This is a genomic window from Cronobacter sp. HA18003, from assembly GCF_011605905.1.
In the GTDB taxonomy this organism is placed as follows: Bacteria; Pseudomonadota; Gammaproteobacteria; order Enterobacterales; family Enterobacteriaceae; genus Cronobacter; species Cronobacter sakazakii.
Genome location: NZ_JAANQO010000003.1, coordinates 1 through 22785, shown reverse-complemented (window position 1 = coordinate 22785; position 22785 = coordinate 1). Strand labels below are relative to the sequence as shown.

20 protein-coding genes, 1 pseudogene and 1 riboswitch are annotated in these 22785 nt (G+C 56.4%); of the genes and pseudogenes, 10 read left to right on the top strand and 11 right to left on the bottom strand.

Annotated features, from left to right (window positions below):
• Positions 1–2: 2 nt before the first annotated feature.
• Positions 3–776 (bottom strand): NAD(+) diphosphatase, encoded by a 774-nt coding sequence (nudC, locus tag G6041_RS00430; protein ID WP_004388101.1) that lies wholly within the window; start codon positions 774–776, stop codon positions 3–5.
• A 102-nt stretch (positions 777–878) separates the two neighbouring features.
• Between nudC and G6041_RS00425 the strand changes: the two genes are divergently transcribed.
• The 10 genes from G6041_RS00425 to G6041_RS00380 all read left to right on the top strand — a co-directional run bounded on the left by G6041_RS00425 (position 879) and on the right by G6041_RS00380 (position 9202).
• The gene (locus G6041_RS00425) at positions 879–1382 is read left to right on the top strand and encodes an Rsd/AlgQ family anti-sigma factor (RefSeq protein ID WP_007780257.1); all 504 of its coding nucleotides are present in this window, start codon (positions 879–881) and stop codon (positions 1380–1382) included.
• Between the two features lie 52 nt (positions 1383–1434).
• Positions 1435–1544, top strand: a riboswitch (TPP riboswitch).
• A gap of 116 nt (positions 1545–1660) precedes the next feature.
• A complete protein-coding gene (thiC, locus tag G6041_RS00420) occupies positions 1661–3562 on the top strand; it encodes a phosphomethylpyrimidine synthase ThiC (RefSeq protein ID WP_012126008.1) in 1902 nt (633 codons plus the stop codon).
• Positions 3562–4194, top strand: a complete 633-nt coding sequence (gene thiE, locus G6041_RS00415; protein WP_012126009.1) for a thiamine phosphate synthase — start codon at positions 3562–3564, stop codon at positions 4192–4194. The genes thiC and thiE overlap by 1 nt, the downstream gene beginning before the upstream one ends.
• Positions 4187–4936 carry a HesA/MoeB/ThiF family protein gene (locus G6041_RS00410; protein WP_012126010.1) on the top strand — a complete coding sequence of 250 codons (750 nt, stop codon included), beginning with the start codon at positions 4187–4189 and terminating at the stop codon, positions 4934–4936. The genes thiE and G6041_RS00410 overlap by 8 nt, the downstream gene beginning before the upstream one ends.
• Positions 4926–5126, top strand: a complete 201-nt coding sequence (gene thiS / locus G6041_RS00405) for a sulfur carrier protein ThiS (RefSeq protein ID WP_004388106.1) — start codon at positions 4926–4928, stop codon at positions 5124–5126. The genes G6041_RS00410 and thiS overlap by 11 nt, the downstream gene beginning before the upstream one ends.
• 1 nt (position 5127) lies before the next feature.
• Entirely contained in the window at positions 5128–5898 is a 771-nt protein-coding gene (thiG, locus tag G6041_RS00400; protein ID WP_012126011.1) for a thiazole synthase, read from the top strand.
• The gene (gene thiH / locus G6041_RS00395) at positions 5895–7028 is read left to right on the top strand and encodes a 2-iminoacetate synthase ThiH (protein WP_012126012.1); all 1134 of its coding nucleotides are present in this window, start codon (positions 5895–5897) and stop codon (positions 7026–7028) included. Before thiG ends, thiH begins: the two co-directional genes overlap by 4 nt.
• Before the next feature lie 313 nt (positions 7029–7341).
• Complete coding sequence (locus G6041_RS00390) at positions 7342–7650, top strand: PTS sugar transporter subunit IIB (RefSeq protein ID WP_004388109.1); 309 nt, start codon at positions 7342–7344, stop codon at positions 7648–7650.
• A 4-nt stretch (positions 7651–7654) separates the two neighbouring features.
• A complete protein-coding gene (locus tag G6041_RS00385; protein ID WP_004388110.1) occupies positions 7655–7972 on the top strand; it encodes a PTS lactose/cellobiose transporter subunit IIA in 318 nt (105 codons plus the stop codon).
• Positions 7973–8149: 177 nt separating this feature from the next.
• Positions 8150–9202, top strand: a complete 1053-nt coding sequence (locus G6041_RS00380) for a helix-turn-helix domain-containing protein (RefSeq protein WP_041460622.1) — start codon at positions 8150–8152, stop codon at positions 9200–9202.
• Here the strand turns inward: G6041_RS00380 and G6041_RS00375 are convergent.
• The 10 genes and pseudogenes from G6041_RS00375 to tuf all read right to left on the bottom strand — a co-directional run.
• Complete coding sequence (locus G6041_RS00375) at positions 9096–10178, bottom strand: alpha/beta hydrolase family protein (RefSeq protein WP_012126015.1); 1083 nt, start codon at positions 10176–10178, stop codon at positions 9096–9098. The two genes, G6041_RS00380 and G6041_RS00375, sit on opposite strands and share 107 nt — an antisense overlap.
• A gap of 142 nt (positions 10179–10320) precedes the next feature.
• On the bottom strand, positions 10321–14544 hold the full coding sequence (gene rpoC / locus G6041_RS00370; protein ID WP_012126016.1) for a DNA-directed RNA polymerase subunit beta': 4224 nt from the start codon (positions 14542–14544) through the stop codon (positions 10321–10323).
• Positions 14545–14620: 76 nt separating this feature from the next.
• Positions 14621–18649: a DNA-directed RNA polymerase subunit beta gene (gene rpoB / locus G6041_RS00365; protein WP_004387078.1), complete on the bottom strand. Its 4029-nt coding sequence runs from the start codon at positions 18647–18649 to the stop codon at positions 14621–14623.
• A gap of 317 nt (positions 18650–18966) precedes the next feature.
• Positions 18967–19335: a 50S ribosomal protein L7/L12 gene (gene rplL, locus G6041_RS00360; RefSeq protein WP_004387079.1), complete on the bottom strand. Its 369-nt coding sequence runs from the start codon at positions 19333–19335 to the stop codon at positions 18967–18969.
• Positions 19336–19401: 66 nt separating this feature from the next.
• Positions 19402–19899, bottom strand: a complete 498-nt coding sequence (rplJ, locus tag G6041_RS00355; RefSeq protein ID WP_004387080.1) for a 50S ribosomal protein L10 — start codon at positions 19897–19899, stop codon at positions 19402–19404.
• 291 nt (positions 19900–20190) lie between these two features.
• Complete coding sequence (gene rplA, locus G6041_RS00350; RefSeq protein ID WP_004387081.1) at positions 20191–20895, bottom strand: 50S ribosomal protein L1; 705 nt, start codon at positions 20893–20895, stop codon at positions 20191–20193.
• 3 nt (positions 20896–20898) lie between these two features.
• Positions 20899–21327 (bottom strand): 50S ribosomal protein L11, encoded by a 429-nt coding sequence (rplK, locus tag G6041_RS00345; protein ID WP_004387082.1) that lies wholly within the window; start codon positions 21325–21327, stop codon positions 20899–20901.
• Between the two features lie 150 nt (positions 21328–21477).
• Positions 21478–22023: a transcription termination/antitermination protein NusG gene (nusG, locus tag G6041_RS00340; RefSeq protein WP_001287521.1), complete on the bottom strand. Its 546-nt coding sequence runs from the start codon at positions 22021–22023 to the stop codon at positions 21478–21480.
• 1 nt (position 22024) lies between these two features.
• Positions 22025–22408 carry a preprotein translocase subunit SecE gene (gene secE, locus G6041_RS00335; RefSeq protein WP_004387083.1) on the bottom strand — a complete coding sequence of 128 codons (384 nt, stop codon included), beginning with the start codon at positions 22406–22408 and terminating at the stop codon, positions 22025–22027.
• Positions 22409–22642: 234 nt separating this feature from the next.
• Positions 22643–22785 (bottom strand): annotated as a pseudogene (gene tuf, locus G6041_RS00330) (elongation factor Tu); the annotation flags it as partial.

The window sequence follows — 22785 nt, the reverse complement described above, 5'->3', positions numbered from 1 at the left end:
CGTCATTCATCGTCTGCCCGGCAGCGCGCCACCGTATCTTCTATCAGGCGGCGAGCCACGGTGCCTGGCGCTGGCAGCAGCGGCAACTGGTCGTAGCGATACCAGCCCGCGTCGATGAGTTCTTTGGTGTCTATCTGGATTTCACCGCTGTCATAATCCGCCGTAAACGCGGTCATCAGCGATTGCGGGAACGGCCAGGGCTGCGAAGTTACATAGCGCAGGTTTTTGATGCGGATATTGCTCTCTTCCATAACCTCACGCGCTACCGCCTGCTCCAGCGTTTCGCCCACTTCAACAAACCCGGCCAGCACGGTATAAACGCCGTTGCGGTGTCGCGTATGCTGCGCCAGCAGGATTTTATCGTCACGCCGGATAGCCACGATGATGCACGGCGCTATCTGCGGGTAGTAGCGCTCGCGGCAGTGGCCGCAGAGCATCGCCCACTCGGTTTTGCTCGGGTGCATCTCATGGCCGCAGTAGCCACAATATTTGTGCGAGCGGTAAAACTCGGCAAGCTGTACGCCCCGCCCCGCCAGTTGAAACAGCCCGGCGTCCTGGTCGATAAGCTGTCGCACCGAGGCCATGTCTTTTTCGCGCTTTTGCAGAACCAGCCAGACCGGCGCGTCCTCCCAGAGACCAATTTGCAGCGCCTTTTCGCCCGTCAGACCAAAATCCGCGGCCCGGCCGTAAGGTAATTCTGCTTTTGGCAGCCATAATTTCTGTTCATGGCTGACTATCCACCAGCCATGGTCTAAATTTTCTAGTGTACGTTCCATAATTGATTGCACTACCTCTGCTTCACTGGCACGTTATTAACATTGTTCTTACATATTTTGGGTCATTTGCGTTTTTACATCTTATATCTCATGGAGTCGATCATGCTAAACCAGCTAAAAAGTCTGACGGAACGCGTTGGTGGGAGTAATGAGTTAGTTGATCGTTGGCTTGCTGCCCGCAACCATCTGTTAGTCACCTATTACAAGATGGTCGGCATCAAACCCGGCAAGGAGCCGATGACTGCGCTTGATGAACAGGCGCTGGACGATTTCTGTCACTGCCTGGTGGATTACCTCTCCGCCGGACATTTCAATATTTATGAGCGCGTCATCAGCGAAATGGAAGGCACCAGCCCGCTGGTCGCCGCCACGCAAATCTATCCTCAGCTGGAATCCAACACCCAGCAAATCATGGATTTCTACGACACACATCTGGAAAGCGCTATCGACCACGATAACTGCCTGGAGTTTCAGGAAGCGCTTTCCGGCATTGGCGAGGCGCTCGCCGCCCGCTTCGCGCTGGAAGATAAGCTCATTATGCTGGCTTTTGACAACAACCTCGGCGAAAGCGCCAATGACGAAACCGGCCTCGCCAAACCGGCTTGAGTTCGGCTGTATTAACGAGTAGTTTAAATATGTCCCCGCGATTTTAGCGGGGTTTATCTTGTCGGAGTGCCCAGTGCGACAGCACGGGCTGAGACCGTTAATTCGGGATCCGCGGAACCTGATCAGGTTAATACCTGCGAAGGGAACAAGAGTAATTCCATTTTGCCCCGCTCAGGGTGTCGTTTCGCCCTGATGCCCTGTTAAGGGTGCCCGGGCGCACGCCATTACTCCTCCGTTGTTCTGACAAGCCACTTCCTGACCGTTAACTGGAATGCGCTATGTCTGTATCAAAAAAACCAGGCCGCCGCGAACAGCGCGCCGCCGCCCAACACTTTATCGACACGCTGGAAGGCACCGCTTTTCCCAACTCTCACCGCATCTATCTCACCGGTTCGCGTGAAGATATCCGCGTGCCGATGCGCGAAATCCGCCTGAGCCCGACGCTTGCAGGCGGCAGCAAAGAGAACCCGCGCTATGAGCCTAACGAGCCGGTGCCGGTGTATGACACCTCCGGCCCTTACGGCGATCCGGCGGTGCGCATCGACGTTCGCGTAGGGCTGGCTAAACTGCGCAGCGCCTGGATAGACGCGCGTAACGATACCGAAACCCTCAATTCCCTCAGCTCCGCGTATACCCGCGAGCGGCTCGCCGACGACGGTCTGGATGAGTTGCGCTTTCGCGGGCTGCTGACGCCAAAGCGCGCAAAGGCGGGCAAGCGCGTCACCCAGTTGCACTACGCGCGCCAGGGTATCGTGACGCCGGAGATGGAATTTATCGCCATCCGTGAAAACATGGGCCGCGAGCGCATTCGCACGGCGGTACTGCGCCAGCAGCATCCGGGCCACGGCTTTGGCGCGCGCCTGCCGGAGAACATCACGCCGGAGTTCGTGCGTGACGAAGTGGCCGCCGGGCGCGCCATCATTCCTGCCAACATCAATCACCCGGAATCGGAGCCGATGATTATCGGCCGTAACTTCCTGGTAAAGGTCAACGCCAATATCGGCAACTCGGCGGTGACGTCGTCTATCGAAGAGGAAGTCGAAAAACTGGTCTGGGCAACCCGCTGGGGCGCGGACACGGTGATGGATCTCTCCACCGGGCGCTATATCCACGAAACCCGCGAATGGATCCTGCGCAACAGCCCGGTGCCGATCGGTACGGTACCGATCTACCAGGCGCTGGAGAAGGCCAACGGGATCGCCGAAGATCTGAGCTGGGAGATGTTCCGCGACACGCTGCTTGAGCAGGCCGAACAGGGCGTCGATTACTTCACCATTCACGCGGGCGTGCTGCTGCGCTATGTGCCGATGACCGCAGGCCGTCTGACGGGCATCGTCTCGCGTGGCGGTTCGATCATGGCGAAATGGTGCCTGTCGCATCATCGTGAAAACTTCCTCTACGAACATTTCCGCGAGATCTGCGAAATCTGCGCCGCCTATGACGTCTCGCTGTCGCTCGGCGACGGTCTGCGCCCCGGCTCCATTCAGGACGCCAACGACGAGGCGCAATTCGCCGAACTCCACACGCTCGGCGAACTGACGAAAATCGCGTGGGAATATGACGTCCAGGTCATGATCGAAGGCCCCGGCCACGTGCCGATGCAGATGATCCGCCGCAATATGACCGAAGAGCTGGAGCACTGCCACGAAGCGCCCTTCTACACGCTCGGGCCTCTCACGACTGATATCGCGCCCGGCTACGATCACTTCACCTCCGGGATCGGCGCGGCGATGATTGGCTGGTTCGGCTGCGCGATGCTCTGCTACGTGACGCCAAAAGAACACCTCGGCCTGCCGAATAAAGAAGATGTGAAGCAGGGGCTCATCACCTACAAAATTGCCGCCCACGCCGCCGATCTCGCTAAAGGGCATCCGGGCGCGCAGATCCGCGACAACGCCATGTCCAAAGCGCGCTTTGAATTCCGCTGGGAAGATCAGTTCAATCTGGCGCTCGACCCGTTCACCGCCCGCGCGTACCACGACGAAACGCTGCCCCAGGAATCCGGCAAAGTCGCACATTTCTGCTCCATGTGCGGCCCGAAATTCTGTTCGATGAAAATCACCCAGGAGGTGCGCGACTACGCCGCGAAGCAGGCCATCGACGCGGGTATGACGGAGATGTCCCACCGCTTTCAGGCGCGCGGCGGCGATATTTATCTGCGCCAGGAGGAGGTGGAGTGATGACGCCTTTGTTCGCGCCCGTCCCGCACCGTCTCGGGCTCTATCCGGTTGTGGATAGCGTTGAGTGGGTCACACGTTTACTTGACGCTGGCGTGCGCACGCTGCAGCTGCGCATTAAAGATAAAACCGATGCCGAGGTGGAAACCGATATCGCCGCCGCCATTGCGCTCGGTCAGCGCTACCACGCCCGGCTGTTTATCAACGACTACTGGCGTCTCGCGATAAAACATCAGGCCTATGGCGTTCATCTTGGGCAGGAAGATCTGGAAACGGCCGACCCCGACGCCATCCGCCGCGCTGGCCTGCGGCTTGGCGTCTCCACGCATGATGATATGGAAATCGACGTGGCATTGGCGGTGCGCCCTTCTTATATCGCGCTCGGCCATGTTTTTCCCACGCAGACTAAACAGATGCCCTCCGCGCCACAAGGGCTTGCACAACTGGCCGCGCATGTAAAAAGGCTCGGCGACTATCCGACGGTCGCCATCGGCGGCATCAGCCTTGAGCGCGCGCCTGCGGTGCTGGAAACCGGCGTCGGCAGTATCGCGGTGGTGAGCGCTATCACCCAGGCACCCGACTGGCGCGGTGCCACGCAACGGTTACTTGAACTGGCGGGGGTGGGCGATGAATGACGCCGATTTTATGCGCTACAGCCGCCAGTTGCTGCTGGAGGATATCGCCATCGACGGCCAGCAAAAACTGCTGGCAAGCCGCGTGTTGCTTGTCGGCCTCGGCGGTCTCGGCTCGCCCGCCGCGCTCTATCTGGCAGGCGCAGGCGTGGGCACGCTGTGGCTTGCCGATGACGACGCGGTGCACCTCAGCAATCTGCAGCGGCAAATCCTGTTTAACGTCAGTGATATCGAACAGCCGAAATCGCGCGTGGCGGCGCGTCGTTTACAGGCGCTCAACCCGGCCATCAACAGCGTGGCGCTGAATAAACGGCTGGAAGGCGACACGCTGCGCGAAGCGGTGGCAAGCGTCGATCTGGTGCTGGATTGCAGCGATAACATGACTACACGCCAGGCCATCAACGCCGCCTGCGTGGCGCTTGGCACACCGCTTATCACCGCCAGCGCGGTCGGCATGGGCGGGCAAATCGCCACCTTTACGCCACCTTTTGATTATGGCTGCTACCGCTGCCTGTGGCCGGACGACAGCGAGCCTGAGCGCAACTGCCGCACCGCCGGCGTGCTCGGCCCGGTGGTAGGGATGATGGGCACGCTACAGGCGCTGGAGGCTATCAAGCTATTGTGCGGCATCACGCAAGAGCACGACGAGCTGTGCCTCTTCGACGCCCGCGCCAGCCAGTGGCGCACCCTGACGCTCCAGCGTGCGGCAGACTGCCCGGTTTGCGGAGGCAAACATGCGCATTGAACTCAACGATGAAGCCATGCAGTGCGTCGAGGGAGTAAGCGCGGCGCAACTGCTGGCGCAGTTAAAACTCGACAGGCCCGGTACGGCGCTCGCGGTCAATCAGACTATTCTCCCGCGCAGTCAGTGGCCCGACTACACCCTGCAGGAAGGCGACAGCCTGCTGCTGTTTCAGGTTATCGCAGGAGGCTGAGATGTTACGAATCGCGGATAAAACTTTTCAATCACGCCTGTTTACCGGCACCGGTAAATTCGCGTCATCATCGCTGATGCTCGAGGCGATACGCGAGAGCGGCAGCGAGATGGCGACACTCGCCATGAAGCGTGTGGATCTGCTGCGTCGTGATGATGCGCTGCTGGCGCCGTTGCAGGCATCCGGCGTGGCGTTGTTGCCAAACACGTCCGGCGCGAAAACCGCCGAAGAGGCCGTCTTCGCCGCGCAGCTCGCCCGCGAGGCGCTGGGTACGCACTGGATCAAACTGGAGATCCACCCGGACGCCCGCTGGCTGCTGCCGGACCCGATAGAAACGCTGCGGGCGGCGGAAAAACTGGTCGCGCAGGGGTTTGTGGTGCTGCCCTATTGCGGCGCGGATCCGGTGCTCTGCAAGCGCCTTGAAGAAGCGGGCTGCGCGGCAGTTATGCCGCTTGGCGCGCCGATTGGCTCCAATCAGGGGCTACAGACGCGGGCGCTGCTGGAAATCATCATCGCCCAGGCGAGCGTGCCGGTGGTGGTGGATGCGGGCATCGGCGCGCCAAGCCATGCCGCCGAGGCGCTGGAGATGGGGGCCGATGCGGTGCTGGTAAACACGGCGATTGCCGTGGCGCGCGACCCGGTCGCGATGGCGCGCGCGTTCCGCCAGGCCGTTGAGGCGGGACGTACCGGGTTTGAAGCCGGGCTCGGCGCGCGCGTGTTTCAGGCGCAGGCCACCAGCCCGCTCACCGGTTTTCTGGAGGCGCAGGCATGAACACCTTTACCGACCGCTGGCATACGCTGAACTGGGACGACATCCGGCTGCGCATTCACAGCAAAACCGCACGCGATGTCGAGCGGGCGCTCGCCGCTGCGCATCCTGACCGGGAAGATATGATGGCGCTGCTCTCCCCGGCCGCGCTGGATTATCTCGAACCGCTGGCGCAGCGGGCGCAGCAGTTCACCCGCCAGCGCTTTGGCAACACCGTCAGCTTTTATGTGCCGCTCTATCTTTCCAATCTTTGTGCCAACGAATGCACCTACTGCGGTTTCTCAATGAGCAACCGGCTCAAGCGTAAAACGCTGGATGAAGAGGAAATTGCACGCGAATGCGCCGCCATTAAAGCGCTCGGGTTTGAGCACCTGCTGCTGGTGACAGGTGAGCACCAGAATAAAGTGGGCATGGACTATTTCCGCCGTCACCTTCCGGCGATTCGCCGCCAGTTTGCGTCGCTGCAAATGGAAGTGCAGCCGCTCGCGCAGGCGGAATATGCCGAACTGAAAGCGCTCGGGCTTGACGGCGTACTGGTCTATCAGGAGACGTATCATGAAGCGGTCTACGCCCGCCACCACCTGCGCGGCAACAAGCAGGATTTCTTCTGGCGGCTGGAGACGCCGGACCGGCTCGGGCGCGCGGGCATTGACCGTATCGGGCTTGGCGCGCTCACCGGCCTGTCTGACTGCTGGCGCACCGATAACTATATGGTGGCGGAGCACTTGCTCTGGCTGCAACAGCGTTACTGGCAGAGCCGCTACTCTGTGGCGTTCCCGCGCCTGCGGCCCTGTGCAGGCGGAATTCAGCCAGCTTCCGTGATGGATGAACGCCAGCTGGTACAGCTCATCTGCGCCTTTCGCCTGTTTGCGCCCGAAGCCGAGCTGTCGCTTTCTACCCGCGAATCGCCGCATTTTCGCGATAACGTGGTGCCGATTGCGATCAACGCCGTCAGCGCCTTTTCGCGCACCCAACCGGGTGGCTATGCCGACGGACATACCGAACTGGAGCAGTTTGCGCCACATGACGGACGTCGCCCGGAAGCGGTTGCGGCCAGTCTGATACAGCGCGGACTGCAACCGGTGTGGAAAGACTGGGACGGATATCTGGGAAGAGGCGCGCAAAACGCCTGAAACCAAACGCAAACCAGGCGATATCTTTCGGCATATTACGCAAAACGGAGAGTTGCGCGTTGAGGGAAAACGCCTGCGGTTTTACTCTGCGCCTGCCAGCCCGGGATGGCTGGCCGGGGCGGTTCCTGATGCTCTCTCTCTGCCGCCCCGCCTCCTGACTTTTGCCTGACTGCAAAAGAAACGGGCTTTGGTAACCGGTTTCCGTTTTTGAGTCTTTCTTTGTGATGGGTAACACACAATCACATCAAAGCGGTTGTTGGGACAGGAGGTGGGGGATAAATATCAAGGAAACAACAGTCACAGAGAGCGGATTATGAAAAATATCGTTTTATGCTGTGCCGCAGGTATGTCCACCAGCATGCTGGTTCAACGGATGAAAGACGCTGCCCAGAAAAAAGGCGTCGAGGTGGATATTAAGGCCGTTCCGGTCGCGGAGTTTAAAGATATTATCGGCACCGCCGACATCGTACTGCTTGGCCCGCAGGTCAAATATGAACAGCCCAAGTTTCAGGAAATTGCCGATCCGCTGGGTAAAAAAGTCGCCGTTATCGACATGATGGATTACGGCATGATGAAAGGCGACGTGGTGCTGGATAAAGCCCTCAAGATGCTGGAGCAATAAGGACATGGAAGATTTAGAGTCGATTATCATGGAGCTGCTGGTTAACGCCGGTAGCGCGCGCAGCCAGGCGCTGACGGCGCTGCAACTGGCCCGTAAAGGCGATTTCGAAGGGGCCGAAAAAGCGATGGAAGAGTCGCACGAATTCGTGAAGCATGCGCATAAAATCCAGACGCAGCTTATCGGGCTCGACGAAGGCAGCGGTAAACTGCCGGTCAATCTCATTACCGTTCACTCCCAGGACCATCTGATGAACGCGATGGTCATTCAGGATCTGGCGGGCGATCTGATAGAGCTTTACCGCCGCCTGCCGCTGGTAAAATAACGCTTTGCGACGCGCCTCATATCGCAATCATGCCCGGTGCTGCCGGGCATTTTTATATCCATGACGCAAGTCTGTTTGCAAGCCGCTAAACCGGGCGGTGTCTTTTATACACGCTTTATGGCACAACGATGTTCTTATGTGCCGTCAGGCCCGTTAATGATAAGACAGGTTTTTGCCATGCCCTCGGTTCCCGTTCCGGTTTTTACCCTTGCCATTCTTTTAATGCTGCTGGCGAAAGTCTCGTTATCTGGTAGCGGTCATTATCGTCGGGCAACGATGTTTCTCGCCGGATGCGCGCTGCTGGTGATTATCTCCGCGCTGCGCTGGTCGTTCGATTTCCAGGCCTTACGCCAGCTGCAATCGCTGGCTGCCATCGCCCTGCCGCCGCTCGCCTGGCGCTGTTGTAGTGAACGCCTCTCACCTCAGTCGTTACGGCGAAAGATCATAATATCTGCGCCCGCCGTGGTGGCGCTTATCGTTAACCTGATGTTTCCTGCAGCAACAGATGTTGCGCTCGCCGCACTTTATCTCGGTTATGGTATCGCCCTGCTGCGCATTGCTCGCAAAGGATCGGATGCCTTCCCGCAAAGCCGCCTGAGCGATGCGCCGATGGCGGCGAGGCTTGCTTTTGGCGCGGGTGCGTTTCTCTGCTTTAGCGGACTGACCGATATCGCCATCGCGGCAGACTTCAGCTTTTTTCATGGAGAGCAGGCACCTGTACTGGTAGCCACGTTGCAGATAATATTGCTGCCGTTTATCTGCCTCGCCATCGTGTTACCCGTCAGAAAACGTGAGCAGCCTGCGCCCGCATACGTCACCGTTCCGGACACGAGCGAGAAAACCAGCGATGCCTTTCAGGATGCACAGCGCTGCGCGCAGCTTGAAGAGACGCTGCGCGCGCGGTCGCTTTATCTGAGCCCTGATCTCACGCTGGATCTGCTGGCGCGAAAAACCGGCACCCCTGCCCGTCATATCTCGCGGGCGGTGAATGCCACGCGGGGTTGTAACGTCTCGCAGTGGATTAATAGCTTTCGCATCGCGCACGCGCAGCAGCTGTTGCGCCAGACCGCTTCACCCGTTACGGAGGTGATGCTCGCGTCAGGCTTCAATACCAAATCCAATTTCAATCGCGAGTTTTCGAGGATTGTGGGGATGAGCCCGGTGGAATATCGCCGCGCGGCGGCTGATAACGCAGCGCCTGATTCAGAAACTCGCTTATCTGCCCCGTGAGCTGCTGGTGGATTTTCTCACGGCTGAAGCCAGCACCATCACTGCACACAATCCCTTCTCCCGGCTCCTGCGCTTCTATCACCGCTTGCGCGCCTGGTTTACAAAGCTGCATGAAGCTAAAGTGTGTCGCACCAGGCACGCTAATGGCGCGGGCGAGCTGGCCGGGCAGACCGTGAGTCAGATAGCCCGACTCCAGCGCGGCAGGCACATCATCACCGTCACTTCCTGCGCTCATCACCAGTACCGGCACCGCTATGTGCGCCAGGCTTTGTGGCGTAAAGCCACGCGCGAGCCCCAGATCTAACGACACCACGGCCTTGATTCGCACGTCGCGCTGGCTTTCCGCCAGCCGGTTCTGCGCGCCCGGTAAATCGATGCCAAGCGTATGGGCTACTTTGCAGCCGCCCAGTTCAGGATGACTTTTACAATCGGCCAGAAAACGCGGCGCAGAGAATCGCGCGCCTGCCAGTTCCATCACCGTCCATCCGCCCAGTGAATGCCCGGCGGCAGCGATTCGCTGTTCATCGGGGTTCCCGGTTTTTTCCGGGCTGGCGATAAGCGTATCCAGCACCCGAGTGACGTCTTTCGGGCGTTGCCAGAGCGCCTGCGCCTGGGAGGGCGATTTGTTACGTGTCGTGGTACCCGGATGATCCACCGCAGCAACGATATACCCCTGCTCTGCCATCGCATACGCCAGCCAGTTCAGGTTGCGCCAGTTGCCGCCAAAGCCATGTGAGAGTAACAGCACCGGGTGCACGCCGGGTGCAGGGGTGGCGTCACGCTGCACGTTAACGCCCGAAAAAACGATGTTATCGCCCACTGTCTCCGACGGGCGGTTATCAGGAGTGGGGTACCAGACAGCGACATCCAGTGGACGCGTGGCAGGCAAGTCGATGGTGGACTGATGAAAGCCGACGCCCGCTGACGCGGCGGCGCTTAACAACAGCAGGGTTATAAAGTTAATGCGTCGATACATAGCAATGCTCTCCGTTTACAGGTGACGGAGTTGTAGCATCGGAGCGGTGTGCGGGCGTCCTGAAACGCGATCGAGGTCTTTTTAGTGGATTTCAGACATAAAAAAACCCGCCGAAGCGGGTTTTTAATCAGGCTAAGAACGATTACTCGTTGTCGTTGCCGCCCAGACCTGCATTCAGCAGTTCTGCCAGGCTTGCAGACGCGTCTTCCGCAGTCACCTGCGGTGCTGCCGGGAGCTCACCCGCAGCGCGACGGCGCATACGATCCTGGTGGTACGCGTAACCGGTACCAGCCGGGATCAGACGACCCACGATAACGTTCTCTTTCAGGCCGCGCAGTTCGTCGCGTTTGCCCGCAACGGCTGCTTCGGTGAGCACGCGAGTGGTCTCCTGGAACGATGCCGCGGAGATGAAGGACTCGGTGGCCAGAGACGCTTTGGTGATACCCAGCAGGTCGCGCATGTAAGTCGCGCTGACTTTGCCGTTCGCTTCCAGTTCGCGGTTAGCGATCTTGACGCGAGAGTATTCAACCTGCTCACCTTCCAGGAACTCGGAGCTGCCCGCGTCCATGATGGTGGCTTTACGCAGCATCTGACGAACGATAACTTCGATGTGCTTATCGTTAATCTTAACGCCCTGCAGACGGTAAACGTCCTGCACTTCGTTAACGATGTAACGGGTCACCGCCTGAACGCCACGCAGACGCAGAATGTCATGCGGCGCTTCCGGACCATCGGAGATCACGTCACCACGTTCCACACGTTCGCCTTCGAACACGTTGAGCTGACGCCATTTCGGGATCATCTCTTCGTATGCGTCACCGCCGTCAACCGGGGTGATAACCAGACGACGTTTGCCTTTGGTTTCTTTACCGAAGGAGACGATACCCGCCACTTCAGCAAGGATTGCTGGCTCTTTCGGACGACGCGCTTCGAACAGATCCGCAACGCGCGGCAGACCACCGGTGATGTCCTTGGTACCGCCGGATTCCTGCGGAATACGCGCCAGGGTGTCACCGGAACTGATCTGAACGCCATCTTCCAGCTGAACAATCGCTTTACCTGGCAGGAAGTACTGAGCCGGCATGTCGGTGCCCGGGATCAGAACGTCGTTACCGTTAGCGTCGACAATTTTCAGCGCCGGACGCAGATCTTTACCGCCCGCAGTACGTTCTGCAGAATCCAGAACCACCAGCGAAGACAGACCGGTCAGCTCGTCAGTCTGACGAGTAATGGTCTGGCCGTCGATCATGTCGGTGAAACGAATGTAACCCGCCACTTCGGTGATAACCGGCATGGTATGCGGATCCCAGTTCGCGACGGTTTCGCCGCCTGCGACCTGCTCGCCGTCACCTTTCGCCATAACAGCACCGTAAGGCACTTTATAGCTTTCTTTGGTACGGCCGAATTCGTCGATCAGTTTCAGCTCGGTGTTACGGGAAGTAACAACCAGCTTACCGCTGGAGTTAACAACCGACTTCGCGTTGCTCAGACGGATGCTACCTTTGTTTTTCACCTGGATGCTGGATTCAGCAGCCGCACGAGATGCCGCACCACCGATGTGGAACGTACGCATCGTCAGCTGAGTACCCGGCTCACCGATGGACTGTGCTGCGATAACGCCGATGGCCTCACCTTTGTTGATGATGTGGCCACGCGCGAGGTCACGACCATAGCAGTGCGCACAGACGCCGAAATCGGTGTCACAGGTTACTACGGAGCGAACTTTAACGCTGTCTACGGAGTTAGCTTCCAGGATGTCACACCACTGCTCGTTGAGGAGCGTGTTGCGCGCAACCAGAATGTCCGCAGTGCCAGGCTTCAGCACGTCTTCTGCCGTTACACGGCCCAGAACGCGATCGCGCAGCGGCTCTTTAACATCGCCACCCTCGATAACCGGGGTCATGGTGATGCCTTCCAGCGTGCCGCAATCGTCTTCGGTCACAACCAGATCCTGCGCGACGTCAACCAGACGACGAGTCAGGTAACCGGAGTTCGCGGTTTTCAGTGCGGTATCCGCCAGACCTTTACGAGCACCGTGGGTCGAGATGAAGTACTGGAGTACGTTCAGACCTTCACGGAAGTTCGCGGTGATCGGCGTTTCGATGATGGAGCCATCCGGCTTCGCCATCAGACCACGCATACCCGCCAGCTGACGAATCTGTGCCGCAGAACCACGCGCACCGGAGTCGGCCATCATGTAGATGCTGTTAAAAGAAACCTGCTGCTCTTCTTCGCCGTTACGGTTGATAACGGTTTCGGTCTGCAGGTTGTCCATCATCGCCTTGGATACGCGATCGTTCGCCGCGGCCCAGATATCGATGACTTTGTTATAGCGTTCGCCCGCGGTAACCAGACCAGACTGGAACTGCTCCTGGATCTCGGCCACTTCTGCTTCGGCTTCGGCGATGATCTCGGCTTTTTTCGCCGGGATAACCATATCGTCGATACCAACGGACGCACCAGAACGTGCTGCATACGCAAAACCGGTATACATGGTCTGGTCAGCAAAAATAACGGTCGGCTTCAGGCCCAGAATGCGGTAACAGGTGTTCAGCATTTTGGAGATCGCTTTTTTACCGAGCGGCTGGTTCACGATAGAGAACGGCAGACCTTTTGGTACGATCATCCACAGGATGGCACGGCCAACCGTGGTGTCGATCAGGCTGGTTTTCGCAACGAACTCGCCGTTCGCGTCTTTTTCGTATTCAGTGATACGAACTTTTACGCGAGCGTGCAGTTCAGCCTGGCCTGAGCGGTACAGACGTTCCGCTTCTTTCGGGCCAGTCAGCACCATGCCTTCGCCTTTGGCGTTAATCTTGTCGCGGGTCATGTAGTACAGACCCAGTACAACGTCCTGAGACGGAACGATGATTGGTTCGCCGTTCGCCGGAGACAGGATGTTGTTGGTAGACATCATCAGCGCACGCGCTTCGAGCTGGGCTTCCAGCGTCAGCGGTACGTGAACAGCCATCTGGTCACCATCGAAGTCGGCGTTATAAGCCGCACAAACCAGCGGGTGCAGCTGGATAGCTTTACCTTCGATCAGTACCGGTTCGAACGCCTGAATACCCAGACGGTGCAGGGTCGGCGCACGGTTCAGCAGTACCGGGTGCTCACGGATAACTTCGTCCAGGATATCCCAAACGACCGCTTCTTCACGCTCAACCATTTTCTTGGCGGCTTTGATGGTGGTCGCGAGGCCACGCAGTTCCAGCTTGCCGTAGATGAACGGTTTGAACAGTTCCAGCGCCATTTTCTTCGGCAGGCCGCACTGGTGCAGACGCAGGTACGGACCTACGGTAATTACGGAACGACCAGAGTAGTCCACGCGCTTACCGAGCAGGTTCTGACGGAAACGACCCTGCTTACCTTTGATCATGTCTGCCAGTGATTTCAGCGGACGCTTGTTGGAGCCGGTGATCGCACGACCGCGACGACCGTTATCCAGCAGGGCATCTACCGCTTCCTGCAGCATACGTTTTTCGTTGCGTACGATGATGTCCGGCGCAGCGAGATCCAGCAGACGTTTCAGACGGTTGTTACGGTTGATCACGCGACGATACAGATCGTTCAGATCCGACGTTGCGAAACGACCACCATCCAGCGGAACCAGCGGACGCAGATCCGGCGGCAGTACCGGCAGCACGGTCAGGATCATCCACTCCGGCTTGTTGCCAGACTGAACGAACGCTTCCAGCAGCTTGATGCGCTTGGTCAGCTTTTTACGCTTGGTTTCAGAGTTGGTTTCGTTCAGCTCTTCACGCAGCTGCTCGCACTCGGCTTCCAGATCCATGCTTTTCAGCAGAGCCTGAATAGCTTCGGCACCCATTTTCGCGTCGAACTCGTCACCGAACTCTTCCAGCGCGTCCAGGTACTGCTCTTCAGTCAGGATCTGGCTGCGCTCGAGGTTGGTCATGCCACCCTCGATAACTACGTAAGATTCAAAATACAGTACACGTTCGATATCGCGCAGCGGCATATCCAGCAGCAGGCCGATACGGGACGGCAGTGATTTCAGGAACCAGATGTGCGCAGTCGGGGAAGCCAGTTCGATGTGGCCCATGCGCTCACGACGCACTTTAGTCTGGGTCACTTCAACGCCGCACTTCTCACAAATCACACCGCGGTGTTTCAGGCGCTTGTACTTACCGCACAGGCACTCATAGTCTTTTACCGGCCCAAAGATACGGGCGCAGAACAGACCATCGCGCTCCGGTTTGAAGGTACGGTAGTTAATGGTTTCCGGCTTTTTAACTTCACCGAAAGACCAGGAACGGATCATGTCTGGCGACGCCAGAGCAATTTTGATCGCATCAAACTCTTCGGTTTTAGTTTGCGCTTTCAGAAACTTTAATAAGTCTTTCACGGATTGGCTCCCGTCGGAGTTAGCACATTCCGGCGTCGGGTGTTACCCCGACGCCAGTGACCTGTTTGAGCGAGAATTACTCGTCTTCCAGTTCGATGTTGATGCCCAGCGAGCGAATCTCTTTCAACAGTACGTTGAACGATTCCGGCATGCCCGGTTCCATCTGATGGTTGCCATCCACGATGTTCTTATACATCTTGGTACGGCCGTTCACGTCATCAGACTTAACGGTAAGCATTTCCTGCAGGGTGTAGGCGGCGCCGTAAGCTTCCAGCGCCCACACTTCCATCTCACCGAAGCGCTGGCCACCGAACTGCGCCTTACCACCCAGCGGCTGCTGAGTAACCAGGCTGTAAGAACCGGTGGAACGAGCGTGCATCTTGTCGTCAACCAGGTGGTTCAGTTTCAGCATGTACATGTAACCTACGGTTACCGGACGCTCGAACTGTTCACCAGTACGGCCATCGAACAGGGTGATCTGACCGGAAGTCGGCAGGTCGCCCAGCTGCAGCAGCTCTTTAATTTCAGCTTCTTTCGCGCCGTCGAATACCGGCGTGGCAAGCGGCATACCTTTACGCAGGTTTTCAGCCAGACGCAGTACTTCGTCATCGCTGAAGGTGTTCAGATCAACTTTCTGACGAACATCCTGGCCGAGGTCGTAAGCTTTCTGGATGAATTCACGCAGTTTCGCGACTTCTTCCTGACGCTTCAGCATGGCGTTGATCTTATCGCCGATACCTTTCGCCGCCATACCCAGGTGAGTTTCCAGGATCTGACCGATGTTCATACGAGACGGTACGCCCAGCGGGTTCAGTACGATGTCTACCGGCGTGCCGTTTTCATCGTAAGGCATATCTTCGATCGGGTTGATCTTGGAGATAACACCTTTGTTACCGTGGCGGCCTGCCATCTTATCGCCCGGCTGGATCTGACGTTTAACGGCCAGATACACCTTAACGATCTTCAGCACGCCCGGCGCCAGATCGTCACCCTGGGTGATTTTGCGGCGTTTCGCTTCGAGTTTCTTCTCAAACTCGTGCTTCAGTTCGTCGTACTGCTCAGCCAGCTGTTCCAGCTGATTCTGTTTCTCTTCGTCGGTCAGGCCGAGTTCCAGCCAGCGGTCGCGCGGAAGTTTGTCGAGCTTCTCAGCTTCAACGCCGCCTGCGATCAGTACAGCGCGAATACGGCTGAACAGACCGGCTTCGAGGATCTGCAGTTCTTCAGACAGGTCTTTTTTGGCCTGCTTGAGCTGCATTTCTTCGATTTCCAGCGCACGTTTGTCTTTTTCCACGCCATCGCGGGTAAAGACCTGAACGTCGATAACCGTACCGGAAACGCCGTTCGGCACACGCAGAGAAGAGTCTTTAACGTCAGACGCTTTCTCACCGAAGATAGCACGCAGCAGTTTCTCTTCCGGCGTCAGCTGGGTTTCACCTTTCGGCGTTACCTTGCCCACCAGAATGTCGCCGCCGGTCACTTCCGCGCCGATGTAGACGATACCGGATTCATCCAGTTTGGAGAGCGCAGCTTCACCCACGTTCGGGATGTCAGCAGTGATCTCTTCCGGCCCCAGCTTAGTATCACGAGATACGCACGCCAGTTCCTGGATGTGAATCGTGGTGAAACGGTCTTCCTGGACAACACGCTCGGAAACGAGGATGGAGTCTTCGAAGTTGTAGCCGTTCCACGGCATGAACGCTACGCGCATGTTCTGACCGAGCGCCAGTTCACCGAGGTCGGTGGACGGACCGTCTGCCAGCACGTCGCCGCGCTCAACCGGTTCATTCAGAGACACGCACGGCATCTGGTTGATGCAGGTGTTCTGGTTAGAACGGGTGTATTTGGTCAGGTTATAGATGTCGATACCTGCTTCGCCCGGGTACATCTCGTCTTCGTTAACTTTGATAACGATACGGGACGCATCCACGTACTGAACGATACCGCCACGTTTGGCCACGGCGGTTACGCCGGAGTCAACGGCAACAGCACGTTCCATACCGGTACCTACCAGCGGCTTATCAGCGCGCAGGGTCGGAACCGCCTGACGTTGCATGTTCGCACCCATCAATGCACGGTTGGCGTCATCGTGCTCAAGGAACGGGATCAGGGACGCACCGACAGAAACCACCTGCTGGGTGGAAACGTCCATATAGTCAACCTGGTCTGCGCTGAAGAGGCTGGATTCGCCTTTGCTGCGGCAAGTGACCAAATCATCGGCGAAGCGGCCTTCTTCGGTCAGGTTGGTGTTCGCCTGCGCGATAACGTAGTTACCTTCTTCGATAGCGGAGAGGTAATGAATTTCATCAGTCACCACACCGTCGGTCACTTTACGGTACGGCGTCTCAAGGAAGCCATACTCGTTAGTCTGCGCGTACACGGACAGGGAGTTGATAAGACCAATGTTCGGACCTTCCGGCGTTTCGATAGGACATACGCGACCGTAGTGGGTCGGGTGTACGTCTCGAACTTCGAAGCCTGCGCGCTCACGCGTCAGACCACCCGGGCCGAGTGCAGAGATACGACGCTTGTGCGTGATCTCAGACAGCGGGTTGTTCTGGTCCATAAACTGAGAAAGCTGGCTTGAACCGAAGAACTCTTTCACCGCCGCGGAGATAGGCTTGGCGTTGATCATATCCTGCGGCATCAGGGTATCCAGATCGCCCAGAGACAGACGCTCTTTCACCGCACGCTCTACACGCACCAGGCCAACGCGGAACTGGTTTTCCGCCATTTCGCCAACGGAACGGATACGACGGTTGCCGAGGTGGTCGATATCGTCCACTTCGCCTTTACCGTTACGGATATCGATGAGCTTCTTCATCACGTCTATGATGTCAGCTTTGCTCAGGATACCGGAACCTTCGATCTCGTCGCGCAGCAGAGAACGGTTGAACTTCATGCGGCCAACCGCAGACAGATCGTAACGGTCTTCAGAGAAGAACAGGTTCTCAAACAGGCTTTCTGCCGCTTCACGCGTCGGCGGCTCGCCAGGACGCATCATGCGGTAGATCTCAACCAGCGCGCTCAGGCGATCGGTGGTCGGGTCGACGCGGACAGTCTCAGAAATATACGGGCCGTGGTCGAGGTCGTTGGTGAACAGCGTCTCGATACGTTTGTGACCAGACTGGCTCAGTTTCGCCAGCAGATCCAGGGACAGTTCCATGTTGGCCGGGCAAATCAGCTCGCCAGTGGAAGCATCCACATAATCTTTCGCAGCGACTTTACCGGCGATGTATTCAACCGGAACTTCGATGTGTTTGATTTCGTCTTTTTCAAGCTGGCGGATATGACGCGCAGTGATACGACGGCCTTTTTCTACGTAGATTTTGCCGTTTGCTTCGATATCAAAGGACGCGGTTTCACCACGCAGACGCTCCGGAATCAGCTCCATCTGCAGCTTGTTGTCGCGGATTTCGAAAACCACTTTCTCGAAGAACAGGTCAAGGATCTGCTCAGTGGTGTAATCCAGCGCGCGCAGGATGATAGTTGCCGGCAGCTTACGACGACGGTCGATACGGACAAACAGGTTGTCTTTCGGATCGAATTCGAAGTCCAGCCAGGAGCCACGGTAAGGAATGATGCGTGCGTTATACAGCACCTTACCAGAGGAGTGGGTTTTGCCCTTGTCGCTGTCAAAGAACACGCCCGGGCTACGGTGCAGCTGAGAAACGATAACACGCTCAGTACCGTTAATGACAAAGGTACCGTTATCGGTCATGAGCGGGATTTCGCCCATGTAAACTTCTTGCTCTTTGATGTCTTTAACGGTGCCTTCCGGCGCTTCGCGCTCGTAGATCACCAGACGCAGCTTAACGCGCAGCGGTGCCGAATAGGTCACGCCACGGATTTGGCATTCTTTAACATCAAAAACCGGTTCGCCAAGACGGTAGCTGACGTATTGCAGTTCCGAATTGCCGCTGTAGCTCTGGATCGGGAATACGGAGCGGAAAGCTGCTTCCAGGCCGTACTGACCCTCAGGATCTTGCTCGATAAATTTCTGGAACGAGTCAAGCTGGATAGAAAGGAGATAGGGAACATCCAGAACTTGTGGACGTTTACCAAAATCCTTACGAATACGTTTTTTCTCGGTATAGGAGTAAACCATAGGGTTCCTCAGCTCGCTGACAAGTCGACCCACTCTGTCCATCGAAGGGACAGTTTATGCAACACCATTTTGTTGACCGAAAAGTGGAACACTTTTCGCAATACCTGTTGCTATCACGCTTAAACCATTTCATTGCGATTTACACAGTGCCGAAACCCTGTCGCAGTATATTAAGTCGTCGATAGAAACAAGCATTGGCGGGTAACCAGCAGTAAAACAGTGTGAAACGCTACTGGTCCCCTAGCGCAAAAAGGCTGGTGACCAAAAAGTCACCAGCCATCAGCCTGATTTCTCAGGCTGCCACCAGAAGGGTTGGCTTATTTAACTTCAACTTCAGCGCCAGCTTCTTCCAGAGATTTTTTCAGAGCTTCAGCGTCATCTTTGCTCACGCCTTCTTTCAGAGCGGCCGGAGCAGATTCTACCAGGTCTTTAGCTTCTTTCAGACCCAGGCCAGTCGCGCCACGTACTGCTTTGATAACAGCAACTTTGTTAGCGCCAGCGGCTTTCAGAATAACGTCGAATTCAGTTTTCTCTTCAGCAGCTTCAGCCGGGCCAGCAGCAGCAACAGCTACAGCAGCAGCAGCGGAAACACCGAATTTTTCTTCCATTGCAGAGATCAGTTCTACAACGTCCATTACGGACATAGCGGATACTGCTTCAATGATTTGATCTTTAGTGATAGACATTTAATTGTTCCTGAATATCAGAATAAGTTTTATACGTAAGCAAATGCGTTGCGAGAGTAAGCGCTATTAAGCAGCTTCTTTTGCGTCGCGTACAGCAGCCAGAGTACGAACCAGTTTGCCGGCAGCGGCTTCTTTCATGGTCGACATCAGACGTGCAATTGCTTCTTCGTAAGTCGGCAGAGTTGCCAGGCGATCGATCTGGGACGCCGGGATCAGCTCACCTTCAAAGGCAGCGGCTTTAACCTCAAATTTTGCATTCGCTTTCGCGAACTCTTTGAACAGACGAGCAGCAGCGCCCGGGTGTTCCATAGAGTATGCAATCAGGGTCGGACCAACGAACGCGTCTTTCAGGCACTCAAAAGCAGTACCTTCAACAGCACGGCGCAGCAGGGTGTTACGAACAACACGCATGTATACGCCAGCTTCGCGACCTGCTTTACGCAGTTCGGTCATTTTATCTACGGTTACGCCACGGGAATCCGCAACAACCGCAGACAGCGCGCCTTTGGCTACTTCGCTGACTTCAGCAACAATCGCTTGTTTGTCTTGAAGATTTAAAGCCATTAGCTTTTGCTCCTGGATTTTAGCCGGGACACGTCCCGGAACTCACTTCACTCAATCATACGAAAGAGCGTCGAAATACGGTGAGCAGAAACAAGCCAAAGACTACTTAAAAAATATTCTTCAGGTTCTGTCACCGTCTACGCAGGGAATTAAGCTTCTTACGAAACACCTGCGGTCTTGGACGGAGGCCTGGATAAGGCCAGGCTCCAACCGAAAATCTTTTGTGCTCTGCTTAGCAGAACAATGGGCGTAAGATTGTAGACAAATCCGACGCCCACGTAAAGAGGCGAATTAGTTCGCCGCTGCGCTCAGACCAGACTGGTCTACCGCAACACCTGCGCCCATGGTGGTGGACAGGCTAACTTTCTTGATGTACACGCCTTTAGCAGAAGACGGTTTTGCTTTTTTCAGAGCAACCAGCAGCGCTTCCAGGTTTTCTTTCAGTTTGTCAGCGTCGAAATCCACTTTACCGATGGTGGTGTGAATGATGCCGTTTTTGTCGTTACGGTAACGAACCTGACCCGCTTTAGCGTTTTTAACCGCTTCAGCAACGTTCGGCGTTACAGTACCAACTTTCGGGTTCGGCATCAGGCCACGCGGACCCAGAACCTGGCCCAGCTGGCCAACAACGCGCATTGCATCCGGGGAAGCAATAACAACGTCAAAGTTCATTTCGCCTTTCTTGATCTGCTCAGCCAGATCTTCCATACCTACCAGCTCAGCGCCAGCCGCTTTAGCAGCTTCAGCGTTCGGGCCCTGGGTAAATACGGCAACGCGAACAGAACGGCCAGTACCGTGCGGCAGTACAGTCGCACCACGTACGTTCTGGTCAGATTTACGAGCGTCGATGCCGAGGTTTACAGCAACGTCAACGCTTTCTACGAACTTAGCGGTAGCCAGTTCTTTCAGCAGAGTGATGGCTTCGTTGATGTCGTACTGTTTGGTCGCATCAACTTTGTCACGGATCACACGCATGCGCTTGGTCAGTTTAGCCATTTCTTAGTCCTCCACTACCAGGCCCATGGAACGTGCAGTACCTTCGATGGAGCGAGTCATCGCTTCAATGTCGGCGCCAGTCATGTCAGCAGCTTTGGTCTGTGCGATTTCCTGCAGCTGAGCGCGGGTAATGGTACCCACTTTGTCTTTGTTCGGCTTACCGGAACCAGACTTGATACCAGCCGCTTTTTTCAGCAGTACTGCTGCCGGCGGGGTTTTGGTAACGAAGGTGAAAGAACGGTCAGCGTAAACGGTAATAACAACCGGAATCGGCAGACCTTTTTCCATGGAATCCGTCTTCGCGTTGAACGCTTTACAGAATTCCATGATGTTAACACCCTGCTGACCCAGAGCCGGACCGACCGGCGGGCTCGGGTTAGCCATACCAGCTGCAACCTGCAGCTTAACGTAGGCTTGTACTTTCTTGGCCATGAAAATTTCCTCAGTTGGGTCTAGCGCCTCGGCGAGGCTCCCCGTGATTAAAATGTTTTATGGGTTGGCCCCATAAAAACAAAAGGCGCGAAATTGTATTCCAATCTCGCGCCCTGTGCAACGGTTAACCGCTGCTTTTTCGAACTCAGCTTACGCTTTTTCTACCTGGCTGAAATCAAGCTCAACCGGCGTAGCACGACCGAAGATAGAAACCGACACTTTCAGGCGGCTCTTCTCGTAATCGACTTCTTCCACCACGCCGTTGAAATCAGCAAACGGACCGTCGTTAACACGAACCATCTCACCTGGCTCAAACAGCGTTTTCGGACGCGGTTTGTCGCCAACCTGCTGCAGGCGGTTCATGATAGCGTCAACTTCTTTGTCGCTGATTGGCGCAGGACGATCAGACGTACCGCCGATGAAACCCATCACGCGAGGTACGCTACGCACCAGGTGCCAGCTTGCGTCGTTCATGACCATCTGAACTAACACATAACCGGGAAAGAATTTGCGCTCGCTTTTGCGACGCTGGCCGCCACGGATTTCCACTACCTCTTCGGTAGGAACCATGACTTCGCCAAACAACTCTTCCATGTTGTGTAATTTGATATGCTCGCGCAGCGACGTTGCTACGCGGCCTTCAAAACCGGAAAACGCCTGAACGACGTACCAGCGCTTTTTAGGTGCTTCAGACATCTCAGAACCTCAGGCCAGTGATAAAGGATACCAGGCGGACCAGAATACCATCCAGCCCCCACAGGATCAGTGACATAACTGCGGTCACTGCAGCCACGATTAATGTGGTGTGCAACGTTTCCTGGCGAGTCGGCCAAATAACCTTACGGACTTCGGTTCTCGCTTCACGGGCAAAGGCGACAGTAGCTTTACCTTTTGTCGTCAACAGCGCGACACCACCCGCTGCAGCAATAAGAATAACTACCGCAAGAGCACGCAGCGGCAGAGTCACCTCACGGTAAAGAAAGTTGCCTACGATAGCTACGATCAGCAGCGCAGCGACAACCAACCACTTCATCACTTCCAGGCCGCGCCCGCTTCCCTGAGCTTCGGTATTCGCACTCATAAACCAACCTGTCATAGTAAATCAGACAAACATTTTTGCCCCGCACGTGCGAGGCAAGCCAGACCGAATTGCTCTTTTTACATTGCGCTTCGGAGTTACGCTATCTGCAGAGCCTGTCTCAGCAATGATTATGTGGAATAAATCACTGATGAGCCAGGTTCTGGGCCGAGAGCGTGCAAAAAGGGCATCAAATGATGCCCTTTTATTGCGCATTGCGTCAAATGTTATCAGCGATTAGCCGAGAACTTTAGCAACCACGCCCGCGCCAACGGTACGGCCGCCTTCGCGGATTGCGAAACGCAGACCGTCGTCCATCGCGATCGGGTGGATCAGGGTAACAACCATTTTGATGTTGTCACCCGGCATTACCATCTCCA